This window comes from Nocardia sp. NPDC052001 (assembly GCF_040680615.1).
In the GTDB taxonomy this organism is placed as follows: domain Bacteria; phylum Actinomycetota; class Actinomycetes; order Mycobacteriales; family Mycobacteriaceae; genus Nocardia.
Window position 1 is genome coordinate 132,144 of the sequence record NZ_JBFAXC010000003.1, and the last position, 12,178, is coordinate 144,321.

The window sequence follows — 12,178 nt, forward strand, 5'->3', positions numbered from 1 at the left end:
CGATTACTCATGAGTGGCGCTGCGGGACGCGCGCATTCGGCCCGGTCAGGCGGATTGAGCCTGTGCGTCCCGGGTGATGGTGGCGCGGATCTCGGTGGTGATGCGGGCGGGAGCCTCGAGCATGGGGACGTGGCCCAGGCCGGGGAGGGGGTGGATTTCGAGGGTGGGGGTGGGGGTCAGGGGCGCGTAGAGGTGGGGTGGGAGGACCCGGTCGAATTCGGGGAGGAGCAGGGTCGCGGGAACCTGGACCGAGGACAGGGTGGTGAAACCTATTGGGAGGGCCGGATCTTCGGCCAGGTCGTCGAGGATGGTGCAGTGCGCGGGGGCGGCGGCCATCGCGCGGGCGAGGTGCGCGGGGACGGTCGCGGGATTGTGCGCGAGCAGGGGAAGCAGCAGGCTGCGGATCATGGAGGGCAGCGCCGGTGGGGTATCGGAGCCGAAGCCGATCAGGGGGCTCATGCCGCGGAATTTGCGGACCAGGGCGGCGGAGGACGAGGGCTTGTCCCACAGGCCCGCCGGGGAGATGGCGGTGACGGTGCGGGCGCGGCCGCGGGCGGCGAGTTCCAGTGCGATCCAGCCGCCGAGCGAGTTGCCGACGATATGCGCTGTGGGCCAACCTGTTTCGTCGAGCAGCGCCTCGGCCCAATCGGCCAGGGCGGCGACGGTGGCGGGATGGTGCGCGGCGGGGCCGCCGTGGTGGCCGGGGAAGGTGGGGGCCAGGATGTCGTGGTCGGTGCGCAGATCGTCGATCACCGGGAGCCAGGATTGCCAGGTCAGCAGCACGCCGTGCAGGAGCAGCAGCGGTGCGCCGCGGCCGGTCCGAAGAAATGGTTCCGGGGTCGAGTCCGCTGAGCCGCCTGCCATGGGCGTGACGATACCTGCCGGAACGGGGTGTCGCCGAAACCGATTCGGGACGGAATCACGCCCCGTTGAGGAACTTCTTCCACTGGGTGCCGAAGGGATGCTTGGCATTGACCGAGCCGAATCGCACCTTGCCGTGCACGACCAGATGCAGCGGCCCCATGGGCGGTCCGGTGCGCACCTTGTTCTCGGCGCTGCCGCCGATCAGATCGAGGCCGTTCAGATCCACGGTGGCGTCGGCGGGCACGATGAGTTCCAGTGAGCTCAGGTAGTCGTCCACCCGGATCTCCACCACCTGGGTGGACATGATGGCCTGGGTGAAGTCCAGTCGCACACTGCCCATGAACGATTCGACCAGCAGTGTCTGCGGCACATGCCAACTGCCATTGCGCTTGACCCCGGACAGCTTGGCCCGGATGACATTGCCCGGTGCGACCGGATGCGGCAGCCGCGGCCCGTACTGCGGCCGGTTGTAGCCGAATTGCGGCCGCGGCGCGTAGACGAACTGCGGTGTTTTCGGCGCGGGCTGCCCGGCGAGCCGAATACCCGGCAGATCGACCAGCACCGCGTTGAGTTCACCGCGGGTCTTGGCGGCGAGCGCGGTATCCATGCGCTCGGTGAATTCCCCCAGCGACAGCATGCCCAGGCCGACCGCGCGCTGCAGCAGTCGTCCGACGTGTTCGCGTTCTACATCCGATACCCGCAGGTCGCGTTCGCCCACCACGGCGGCCTCGACACCGGGAACCACTTCAGGACCTCCCATGTTTTCGAGGCTACGAGCCGATCGGCCGTCGCGCATCAGGGCAATCCCTGAATCCGCACCCTATTCGCCGTCCAGGCCCTGTTCGATGGCATAGCGGGTGAGTTCGACCCGATTGCCGAGTTGCAGTTTGCGCAGGGTGGATTGCACATGGTTCTCCACGGTGCGATGACTCAGGCTCAGGCGGGTGGCGATCTGCTTGGCGGACAGCCCTTTCGCGACCATGCGCAGCACTTCGGTCTCGCGGTCGGTGAGCGCGGGCCGGTGCGGTTCGTCCCGGTCCGGCGGGGTGTTGGCGATGCGCCGGTATTCACCGAGCACCAGTCCCGCGAGGCCGGGGGTGAAGACGGCCTGACCGGCGGCGGTGGCGCGCACGGCGTCCACGAGTTCGGTGGCGGAGGCGCTTTTCACCAGGTAGCCGATGGCTCCGGCCTTGATGGCGTCGAGCACGTCCTCGCGTTCGGCGGAGGCCGAGAGCACCAGTACGCGGGTGCGCGGGGAGACGCGCAGCACCTCGGCGGTGGCGTCGGCGCCATTGCCGTCGGGCAGCTGCATATCCATGAGCACGACATCGGGTTGGACGGCGGCGGCGCGGCGGCCGGCGGTGGCGACGCCGCCCGCGGTGGCGAGCACCTCGAATCCGGCTTCGGCGAGGTCGCGGGCCACGCCCTCGCGCCAGATCGGGTGGTCGTCCACCACCATGATCGAAATTCGTTCGCCCGCGGTGCTTTCGGACACGCTTGCCTCCCGATTCCTGTTACCGATGCCGCCGGGGGACCCGGAATTCCCATTCGGCCCCGGACCCTTCCTCGCCGTCGGCTTCGAAGAGTAGGTGCGCGGTGCCGTCGAGGGCGGCGATGCGCCCGATTATGGAGCGCGAAACGCCCATGCGGCCTTGGCCTTCGGCTTCCAGCAGCCGTCCGGGGCTGATGCCGGGTCCGTCGTCGCGCACGCTGACGATGAGTTCGTCGCCGGTATCCTCCAGCAGCACATAGGCTTTCGCGCCGGGTCCGGCGTGCTGGGCGACATTGGCGAGCGCGGCGGCGACGGCGGCGGAGATCTCCCTGGCCTCGAAGCGCCCGATGGGCACCGGCTCGCCGGGGGTGGAGACCAGCACCGAGGTGGTGGCCTGCGCGGTGAGCAGCGGCCGCAGATCCTGTTCCACGCCACCGGTGTCCGCGCGCCCGCCCTGTTCGGAGAGCAGCACCCGCAGCGCGACTTCCTGTTCACCCGCGCGCTGCGCCAATTCCGCTGTCGGCCCGCCGATTTCGGTGCCGCGCCGTTTGATGTAGCTGAGCACCTGGAGTACGCCGTCGTGCACTTCGCGGGCGAGCCGTTCGCGTTCCTGCGCGGCGGCGGTGAGCCGCACCGCGCGCTGTAATTGCTGTTGGGCGCGGTGCGCGGTGTTGGCGGCCAGGCCGATCGCGAGTCCCACCGAAACCAGGACGGGTGCGGTGGCATCGCGCCAGATGTCCAGATCCCAGCGGGCGCGCGCACTGAGAATCGCTGCGGCGATGAGGAATCCGGAGCAGATGCCGCCGAACGGCCCCCACAGAATGGCCGCGGACATCACGGCATTGGCGGCCCACAGCGTGGTCGGCAGCGTCTGATGCCCGTAGTACCAGTCGAAATCCGCGACCAGCCGGGTCGCGAAGATGAGCGCGATGACGACCACGTGATCGCCGATCACGACGGTGGTGCGTACCTGACGCACATTGTGAATTCGCCACTGTGACAGCAGAATCGCCGACACCCCGGTCCACACCGCCATGAGCGCGATGAACACCCAGCTCAATCGCTGATTGGTGTAGTGCGAGACCGAGGCGAACTGCTGTCCGATGGCGTACAGCAGGGTGATGAGCCGGAACGCCTGCGCCGCCCGCCACAGCGGGGCGGTGGCGGCGTCGCCGGGATCGGGTTCAGTCCGCGGAGTCACCGGCGGCCGGGGGTTCGGCGGTATCGGCGGACTTCACATCGGATTTCACCGTGGGAGGGGCCAATTGGTAGCGCCCGGGATCGGGTATGTCCGGTTCGGCGGCGAACATGGGTTGATGCGGATCGCCGGTGTGCAGGTCCTGGTAGAGCTCCTCCGGTGAATCCGCCAGCAGCGAGCGAATCGCGGTATTGAGCGCCGCCACGAACGGCACCGCGAGCAGACCGCCCGCGATACCGGCGAGCACCACGCCCGCCGCGATGGCCAGCACCACGGCCAGCGGATGGATGCGCACCGCGCGCCCCATCAGCAGCGGTTGCAGCACATGCCCTTCCAGCTGCATGACCGCGACGGTGATGCCGAGCACGATGAGCGCGGTGACCGCGCCCTTGGTCATGAGCGCGATGAACACCGCGACCGAGCCCGCGATGAACGAGCCGATGATCGGAATGAACGCGCCGATGAAGACCAGCGAGGCCAGCGGAAGTGCCAGCGGCACACTCAGAATGGCCAGTCCGGAGCCGATGCCGATGGCGTCCACCGCCGCCACCAGCACGGTGGCGCGCACGAATCCGGTGAGGCTGCCGAAGCCGAGGCGTCCGGCCGTGCGCACGCGTTCGCGATTGCGGGTGGGGATGATCCGGGTGATGAACTCCCAGATCTGATCGCCGCCGTAGACAAAGAAGATGAGGATGAACAGCGTCAGGAAGGTCCCGGTGAAGAATTCGCCGATGACGGTCGCGGTGGTCAGCGCGCCGTTGGTGAGTGAGTCCTGATTGGATTCGATGGTTTTGACGATGGTGTCGCCCGCATTGCGAATCTGCTCGTTGGACATGTGCAGCGGACCGTTGATCAGCCAGTCCTGGATCTCGTGCACGCTGGATTTGAACTCGTCGGACAGTTGCGGCACACCGGTGACGAACTGTTCCACCACGAAAGTCATGATCCCGGCGAGCAATCCGAGCGATCCGACCAGCGCTACGAATACGCCCAGCGAGCGCGGAACCCCGAGTCGCTGCATCCAATCCACCAGCGGTGACAGCAGTGCGGCCCCGAGCAGTGCGATGGACAATGGAATGGTCACGGTGGATAACCGATGCGCCAGCCACGCCAGTGCGTAGACGGCCGCGAGAATGAGCAGCAGCCGCCAGGACCATTCCGCCGCCTCGCGTACCAGCGGGTGCACCGCGTCCGCGGCAGGCCGCCGAACCTTGCCCGGTTTGCCGGATTGGCTGGCCTCTGCCCGCGCATCGCTCACGATCGCGAGCCTACTGGGTGACCGACCGACTTGGCCGCCCATAAACCCGTGCCCCGCGTCCGGCGACGCCCCGGCCATTCGAAACTGCTCGGCTCGGTGTTCCCAAGAGTTAACGCCGCCCGAACTGTGCGCCAAAGTCGCGGAGATGCGGAACCGCTAGATTGGTCTCGTGTCAGCGCCCCTGGAAGCGGTCAAACAGACCATGCGAACCCGCTGGCCGCTGTACCTCGCATCGATGCTCGCGGCCAACGCGTTCGGTGCCGTGCTCGTCTGGGCGTTCATTCAGTACGGTTTGCCCGTTCCCGAAGGTGGCTCGAGTGCGACACGGCAGACCGGGCTGTTATTACCCGCGCTCGTATTCATTGTCGGCGGTCTGCTCAGCCTGAGCGCCTCGGCGTTCATGCTGCGGCCGGTGATGCGGTGGCAGGTGCGCGGCGGGCCGCCGTCCCGGCAGGAGCAGATGGCGGCCCTGCACGCGCCGCTGCGGCAGGCCATCGTGCATCTGGTGCTGTGGCTGGTCGGCGGCGCGGTGCTGGCATCGGTGATCATCGTGCGCACGCCGGAGCTGGCGGCGGCGGTGATCGTCACCGAATGTATGGCCGCCACCATTGTTTTCGGCTTCACGTACATGCTCGGCGAGCGAATTCTGCGGCCGGTGGCGGCCGAGGCGCTGACCGTCGGCGCGTTCGATCACACGCTGACCGCGGGCGTCGGCACCCGAATGGCGATGACGTGGGGAATGGGCACGTTCGCCCCGGTGATCGCCATTGTGCTGTTGTGCGTCACCCAGATTTCTTCGCGCGTACAGTTTTCCGCGCAGTCGCTGGCGATTTCGATTCTGCTGTTGTGCGGTGTGGTGATCATGCAGGCGCTGGCGCTTTCCATGCTTACCGCGGCGAGTATTTCCGATCCGATTCGCCAGCTCAGCCAGGCTATCGATCGCGTGCAGGAAGGCGCGCGCGATGTGCAGGTGGAAGTTTTCGACGGTTCGGAAATCGGACTGCTGCAGGTTGGCTTCAACCGAATGATGGGTGAGGCGGCCAAACGCCGCGAACTACAGGAATTGTTCGGCCGCCACGTCGGTGAGGATGTGGCCCGGCGCGCGCTGGAGTACGGCACCGAACTCGGTGGTGAAACCCGATTCGTCGCGGTGTTGTTCGTGGATATGGTCGGTTCCACCGCGACCGCCGCGGAACGCCCGCCGACCGAAGTGGTCAGTCTGCTCAACGAGTTCTTCCGCATCGTGGTCGATGTGATCGACCGGCACCACGGGCTGATCAATAAATTCATGGGTGATGCCGCGCTGGCCATCTTCGGCGCACCGCTGGACCGCCCCGACGCGCCGACCGCGGCCCTGGCCGCCGCCCGTGAGCTGCGTGAAGCCCTGCGCGAGGTGCCCGGACTGGATATCGGTATGGGTGTTTCGGCGGGTTTGGCGGTGGCCGGGAATATCGGTGGCGCAAATCGTTTCGAGTACACCGTGATCGGTGACCCGGTGAACGAGGCGTCCCGGCTCACCGAACTCGCCAAGGATCGCCCGGAACGCGTGCTCACCTCCAGTAGCGCTCTCTATTTCGCCGATACCGAGGAACAGCGGCATTGGGAAACGGGTGAGGAAGTTCAGCTGCGTGGACGCCGCCGCAAAACCCGGCTGGCCTGGCCGAAACAAACTAGCGACCAGTCGGATGCAGACGAGGAGACCGCCCGTTCGTTAGGGTGAGGTTGTGACGGCCCATGGTGAGCTGGCCGGCGAACCTGCGCCGCCCGCGGAGAACTCGCGCCGCGGCAGGTTCTGGTGGGCCAAATGGGTGCTCGGAGCCGCGCTCGCGGCCCTGCTGATTTCCGAGGGCGCATATCTCTATCCGCGGCTGCACGAATCCTGGAAGAACCTCACCGAAATCCATTGGGGCTGGGTCGCGGCCTGCGTGGTTATGCAGGCGCTTTCCATGAGCGGATTCGGCCGCATCCAGAAACAACTGCTGCACGCGGGCGGCGTCGAGGTGAGTCAGCGCAAATCGGTGACCGTGGTGTACGGCGCGACCGGTATGGCGCTGACACTGCCCGCTGGACAGGTGTTCTCCACCGCCTTCACCTATCGCCAGACCCGCCGCTGGGGTGCGAGCCCGATCGTGGCGTCCTGGCAGCTGGTCATGTCCGGGGTGGTCGCCACCGCCGGATTGACGCTGCTCGGCGTGTTCGGCGCGGTACTGGGCGGGGACAGTATTGGCCCGGCCAAGGTGATTCTGTCGCTCGGCGCGGTGGCGGTGCTGATCTGGGCGTTCAACTACGTGTCCAGGCATCCGGGCACGATGGAATCGCTGCTGCATCGAATCCTGCATCTGATCAACAGGATTCGGCGCAGGCCCGCCGAGGCCGGGGTCGAGAAGCTCGCCGAGGTGCTGCACCAGCTGGAATCGGTGGACCTGGGCAAGAAGGACGGCGCACTGGTCGCGGCGTGGGCCGTGGTGCATCGGCTCGCGGATGTGGCCTGCCTGGGCGCGGCCTGTTACGCGGTGGGCGCGGATCCCCGGCTGGCCGGATTGATGCTGGCGTTCGCGGCCGGAAAAGCGGTGGGCACCATCCCCTTCGCGCCCGGCGGCATCGTGTACGTCGATGCCACCCTGATCTATTCGCTGACCGCGGCGGCGGGATTGCCCGCGGCGCAGGCGGTCGCGGCGGCGTTCCTGTACCGGCTGGTCAGCTTCATCCTGGTGGCGATCATCGGCTGGATCGTCTTCCTGTTCCTGTTCCGCAAGCCGCAGGCCGATGACGCGGAGTACGAGAAGGAGTTCTCGCAGCGCGGCGGCACCCCGCTGATCACCGATCGCCGCCGCCCGAATTCCCCGCCCGCGGAAGGCTGATCGACCCGCGTTCCGCCGGACCGGCGTGCCGCACCGCCCGGATCGCGAGGAGTGTCCCTGCACGGGGCGCGCCGGAGCCGCCCGATAATCTCGTGCCCGTGAAGAAATTGGTGCCGTTCGGCGTGGATGTCGTGCTGGTGGTCGTGTTCTGCGCGATCGGGCGGCGCAGTCATGACGAAGCGGTGCTGGCGGGCATGCTGCGCACGGTGTGGCCGTTCGCCACCGGCCTGCTGCTCGGCTGGGTGATCGCGATCGCGGTTGCCTCCGGGCGCGAGGGCATCAGCGCCGCAAAGCGTTTCGACGGGCGGGTGCTGTGGCCGACCGGCGTGATCATCTGGCTCAGCACGCTGATCGGCGGCATGCTGCTGCGCGTGGTGAGCGGGCAGGGCACCGCGGTCAGCTTCGTCATCGTCGCGGCGACCGCGCTCGCCCTGTTCCTGCTGGGCTGGCGCGCGGCCATCAAAGCGCTGGGCTGATCCGAACTCTCGGGGCCGTTAGTCCGGAGTCGCGAGGGACTGGAGCAGTCGCGCCGCCATGCGGGCGGTCGCGTCCGGGGCGTCGATATCGTCGATGTGGATGGCGAAGGCGAGATCGCCCATGGTGGCGATGAGCCAGCCGTTATTGCCCGCGGTGGCCGCGTAGGCCTGCACGCCCTGATACCTGTTGAGGCTGACCAACTCCGGTGCGCCCGCGCCGTCGCGCAGCATGGTGCGCAGCCGGTCGGTGACATTGCCGGGCAGGGCGGGCAGATCCGCCTCGGTGGTGGCGGGGACGCCGATGGTGATCATCGGTTTCGGCACCTGGCCATTGGCGATGGCGGCGGCCGCGATGGCCATCCCCCACGGGCTGGCCAGCAGTGAGTCGGCGGCATTGCCGCGCCCGACCTGTTCGGCGGCGTTCTTGCCGGTGGGCAGGCGGCCGGTGGTCTCGTCCAGGCCGGGCACCTTGAAGTCCAGGCCGACGCCGAGCTGACTGGCCGCCTCGGCCGCGTCACCGACCGAAATGTCCTGTGGCGCTTTCTGCTTGGTGAGCGCGGCCATATTCTTGAACAGTTCGATCATGCCGCCGACCGGGTACAGCCCGGTGAACGCGACCGATCCGTGCTCGCTGGCCTGACTGTTCTGCGCGGCCGCGACGATCGCGCCACTGGACGGCTGGATGGCCACGATCGAGGACGGCGTGCCGTAACTCACCACGGCGTCCTCGGCGGCGCGTTGCAGGCGCTGATCCATGGTGCCCGGAATATCCGGTCCGGGCGGGCCTTGTTCACCCGCGAGCTGGGTGACGAAGGTGCCGTCGGGTTCGAAGAGCTGCACGCCCCATCCGGCGCGCGCATCGTTGTTGTCCTGCCACACCTTCCGCATGGAGTCCAGCAGCGGCGACCAGACGCGGCGGTCGGCGGAGATGAGCCGGGGCTGCTTCTCCATGACGACGCCGGGGATGGCGCCCATGCGATCTTCGAGGATATTGAAATCCCCATCGCGCAGGTTGACCGCGACGACCGGTTTGCCCTGGGAGGCCGACAGTTGTTGCAGCAGCACCGGTCCGGTGATGAGCGGGGCGACCGGTTCGATGGCGGCGGCCAGCGCATTGCTGGAGCCGACCGGATCGCCGGTCTTGGTGGGATCGAGTTTGATGACGTTGATGGTCTGCTCGGTCATGAGCGGAGCGCCGACGATGTCATTGACGTGCGGGGCCGGGGTGGCGTAGGTGCGCACCAGCTTCACGGTGCGCTTGCTGTCCAGCTGCGGGATGACCAGGGCGGGATCCCACGAGATGCGCCAGCCCACACTGAGTTTGCGGACGGTGCCCTGCAGGTCGTATTTCCAGTCCCGCTTCTCGCCGAAGTTCCAGGCGGCCGTCATGCTGAACAGTCCGGTATTGCCGTCGAGGCCGATGAACTGGGTCACCTGGTAGTCGGCTTTGCCCGGATTCAGGCCGCTGAAAACTTGCTTCAGCGTTGCCGAAGCACCGTTCGGGTAGGACGTCAGCCGCGCCGCGCCCTCATAGTCCTGTTTGTCGAGCAGGCTGGAGAATCGCTCGACAATCGCTTCCGCACCGGTCGACCGTTCCCGGAAAGCACACGACCCCATCGCAATCGCGATAGCCAGCACCACCGCGAGCACGATCGCGCCACGAATCCGGAAGCGGCGGGATCCCCACACATCCATATCGCCCACTCTTCACTCTTGCCACATCAGCAACAGGACCACGGTACCGCGTTCACACCACCCGCGGTGCCACCTTTCCACCAGGCGTACACGTATTGAGCACCACCATAGTGCCGATTTCGGTCGACATGGACCACTTACATGATCACCGGTCGGTTACGGCCCCTGGCACATTCGCGCCCCGACCGGACCGTCCAGTCCCTTCCGATGGCGCGGTTGCGCAATCGCACAGCGCCGCGTGTCGAACCCCGTTCTCCGAGAGCGGAATCCATTCGGCCGGAAAGAACGTAACGTTGTAATCAGAATTACAACTCCAGACAGCAAGTGAGAGTGACCGCCATGAAGTACGGACATCGCGGACGTGAATTCGGCCGCCCCGGCGGCTGGCAGCAAGCCGACCTGCCCGACGCCGCAGACGCTTCCGACTGGTTCGCCGGAAGGTTGCCAGCGGAGTGGTTCACCGGACCCGCAACCCTCGAGATCGATCGCGACGAAATCGTCGTCGTCGGCGAACTCCCCCTCCCCGCTACCGAACCCGCCGACGCCGACACACCGGCCGACGCGCCCGCCGAAGTGCCGAAGGCCACCCGTGAGGGCCTGGTCTCCCGCTTCCGGGAATCCACCCGCGCCGCCCGCATGCAGATCGCACAGGAGGCGCAGGCCCGCTACGGCCGCAGCGTCGCCTGGGGCGTCACGGTCGGCGATGAGCGAATCCTGTTCACCCACCTGGCGGTTCCGGTCATGACCCGGCTCCGCCAGCCCGAGCGCAAAGTGCTGGACACCCTCATCGACGCCGGTGTCGCGCGCTCCCGCTCCGATGCCCTGGCCTGGACCGTCAAGCTGGCGGGCAAGCACGCCGAGGAGTGGCTCGAGGAACTCCGCGGCGCCATGCGCAAGGTCGACGACCTGCGCTCGGAGGGCCCGCGCGGGCTCTGAGCCTGCTTATCGCAGCGAGGCAATAGGATCGGATCCATGGCTGACACCGTGGGTCCGATCCTCGTTTTGAATGGGCCGAACCTGAACATGCTCGGCCTCCGGCAGCCGGAGGTGTACGGCACCGACACCCTCGACGACATCGTGGCGCTGTGCAACAAGACCGCCGAGCGGTTCGGGCGCGAGGTCAACACCTTCCAGTCGAACTCCGAAGGCGCGCTGATCGATCGAATTCACGCGGCCCGGCGTGTCGAGTCCGGGATCGTCATCAATCCGGGCGGCCTCACCCACACCTCGGTCGCCCTCCGCGACGCCCTGGTGATCCCCGAGGTCCCCATCGTCGAAGTGCACATCAGCAACGTGCACGCCCGCGAAGAGTTCCGCCACCACTCCTTCGTCTCCCCCATCGCCACCGCCGTCATCGCGGGCATGGGCATCCAGGGCTACGCGGCCGCGATCGAATTCCTCGCGACCCGCTGACCAGGGAACGGCAACAGGACGGCCCGACGGCCGGGATCCGGTTCAGTCGCGGCCGCGCAGGACCTGGTAGACCGGCACGGCCTCGCCCGCCTCGTCGGTGGCGGTGATCGCCTTGCGCCACAACGACTGTGCCGTGCGCGAGAGGGTGGCGTCGACGCCCGCCTCCTCGCTGGCGTCGATGATGTGCTGGGCGCCCGCGTCCATCATGAGCAGTTGGGAGCGGTCGCCCCAGCCTCCCGCCTTGGCGGCCGCGGCGAAATCGGTCATGAAGAAGGGGAACGCCTCGTTCGAGCGCAGGGCGTACGGGAGGAAGCGGTCGATATCGTTGCCGGAGTTGGCGATCAGGGCCAGGGCCTGGTCGTAGGCCAGCATCCACGGGTGGAAGATGGTCAGCAACGCCTGGTAGAAGACCTGCGCCAGACCGTCATCCGGGCCCAGGTACTCCTGCGGGCTGAGCGGGCGCAGCAGGTCGGCGTGTGCGTCGAAGACCTCCTGCGGGCCGCTGTAGAAGACGTATGAGGCCGGGTGCTCGATATTGTCGCCCGCCGACATGAAACCGCCGGAGATGAATTCCGCACCATGCGAACGCACCCAGGCGCCGCCCTTACGCGCCGCGTCCGGGGAGTCGGAGGACAGGTTGGCGATCACCTTGCCCGCGAGATGATCGGTGGCCTGGCCGAGCACGTCGTACATGGCGGCGTAGTGGGTCAGGCTCAGGATCGAGACCGCGTTCGCGTCGAGCGCCTCGGCCACGGTGGCGGCCGGCTTCGCGCCCAGTTCGACCATGGCGTCGACCTTGGCCCGGCTGCGGTTCCACACGGTCACCTCCACCCCGGCCCGCAGCAGGGCCCGGACCATGGCCTGGCCCATCGGCCCCAGGCCGAGTACGGAAACGGAACGTAGCTGCTCAGACATGGTGTG

The 12,178-nt window shown here is 67.4% G+C and carries 12 protein-coding genes; 5 read left to right on the forward strand and 7 right to left on the reverse strand.

Annotation, left to right across the window (positions count from 1 at the left end; genetic code table 11):
* Positions 1 to 45: 45 nt before the first annotated feature.
* The 5 genes from AB0L82_RS16015 to AB0L82_RS16035 all read right to left on the reverse strand — a co-directional run bounded on the left by AB0L82_RS16015 (position 46) and on the right by AB0L82_RS16035 (position 4,740).
* Positions 46 to 864 carry an alpha/beta fold hydrolase gene (locus AB0L82_RS16015; protein ID WP_364636436.1) on the reverse strand — a complete coding sequence of 273 codons (819 nt, stop codon included), beginning with the start codon at positions 862 to 864 and terminating at the stop codon, positions 46 to 48.
* A 55-nt stretch (positions 865 to 919) separates the two neighbouring features.
* Positions 920 to 1,582, reverse strand: coding sequence for a DUF1707 domain-containing protein (locus AB0L82_RS16020; RefSeq protein ID WP_364637904.1), 663 nt, complete (start codon positions 1,580 to 1,582; stop codon positions 920 to 922).
* Between the two features lie 102 nt (positions 1,583 to 1,684).
* Entirely contained in the window at positions 1,685 to 2,323 is a 639-nt protein-coding gene (locus AB0L82_RS16025) for a response regulator transcription factor (RefSeq protein WP_364637906.1), read from the reverse strand.
* Positions 2,324 to 2,378: 55 nt separating this feature from the next.
* Positions 2,379 to 3,557: a DUF5931 domain-containing protein gene (locus AB0L82_RS16030; RefSeq protein ID WP_364636438.1), complete on the reverse strand. Its 1,179-nt coding sequence runs from the start codon at positions 3,555 to 3,557 to the stop codon at positions 2,379 to 2,381.
* Positions 3,541 to 4,740, reverse strand: coding sequence for an AI-2E family transporter (locus AB0L82_RS16035; protein ID WP_364637908.1), 1,200 nt, complete (start codon positions 4,738 to 4,740; stop codon positions 3,541 to 3,543). The genes AB0L82_RS16030 and AB0L82_RS16035 overlap by 17 nt, the downstream gene beginning before the upstream one ends.
* A 274-nt stretch (positions 4,741 to 5,014) precedes the next feature.
* Between AB0L82_RS16035 and AB0L82_RS16040 the strand changes: the two genes are divergently transcribed.
* The 3 genes from AB0L82_RS16040 (at position 5,015) to AB0L82_RS16050 (ending at position 8,149) form a co-directional block, all read left to right on the forward strand.
* The gene (locus AB0L82_RS16040; RefSeq protein ID WP_364637910.1) at positions 5,015 to 6,532 is read left to right on the forward strand and encodes an adenylate/guanylate cyclase domain-containing protein; all 1,518 of its coding nucleotides are present in this window, start codon (positions 5,015 to 5,017) and stop codon (positions 6,530 to 6,532) included.
* A gap of 4 nt (positions 6,533 to 6,536) precedes the next feature.
* Positions 6,537 to 7,673: a YbhN family protein gene (locus AB0L82_RS16045; RefSeq protein ID WP_364636440.1), complete on the forward strand. Its 1,137-nt coding sequence runs from the start codon at positions 6,537 to 6,539 to the stop codon at positions 7,671 to 7,673.
* A gap of 98 nt (positions 7,674 to 7,771) precedes the next feature.
* Positions 7,772 to 8,149, forward strand: a complete 378-nt coding sequence (locus AB0L82_RS16050; protein WP_364636442.1) for a DUF3054 domain-containing protein — start codon at positions 7,772 to 7,774, stop codon at positions 8,147 to 8,149.
* A gap of 18 nt (positions 8,150 to 8,167) precedes the next feature.
* On the opposite strand, the gene AB0L82_RS16055 is transcribed toward AB0L82_RS16050, so the two are convergent.
* Positions 8,168 to 9,844, reverse strand: coding sequence for an NTF2-like N-terminal transpeptidase domain-containing protein (locus tag AB0L82_RS16055; protein ID WP_364636444.1), 1,677 nt, complete (start codon positions 9,842 to 9,844; stop codon positions 8,168 to 8,170).
* A 339-nt stretch (positions 9,845 to 10,183) separates the two neighbouring features.
* On the opposite strand from AB0L82_RS16055, the gene AB0L82_RS16060 reads away from it, so the two are divergent.
* Both AB0L82_RS16060 and aroQ read left to right on the forward strand, forming a co-directional pair.
* On the forward strand, positions 10,184 to 10,780 hold the full coding sequence (locus AB0L82_RS16060) for a hypothetical protein (protein WP_364636446.1): 597 nt from the start codon (positions 10,184 to 10,186) through the stop codon (positions 10,778 to 10,780).
* Positions 10,781 to 10,816: 36 nt separating this feature from the next.
* Positions 10,817 to 11,257, forward strand: coding sequence for a type II 3-dehydroquinate dehydratase (gene aroQ / locus AB0L82_RS16065; protein WP_364636448.1), 441 nt, complete (start codon positions 10,817 to 10,819; stop codon positions 11,255 to 11,257).
* A gap of 42 nt (positions 11,258 to 11,299) precedes the next feature.
* Here aroQ and AB0L82_RS16070 read toward each other — a convergent pair whose 3' ends face one another.
* On the reverse strand, positions 11,300 to 12,172 hold the full coding sequence (locus AB0L82_RS16070) for an NAD(P)-binding domain-containing protein (RefSeq protein WP_364636450.1): 873 nt from the start codon (positions 12,170 to 12,172) through the stop codon (positions 11,300 to 11,302).
* Between the last annotated feature and the right edge of the window lie 6 nt (positions 12,173 to 12,178).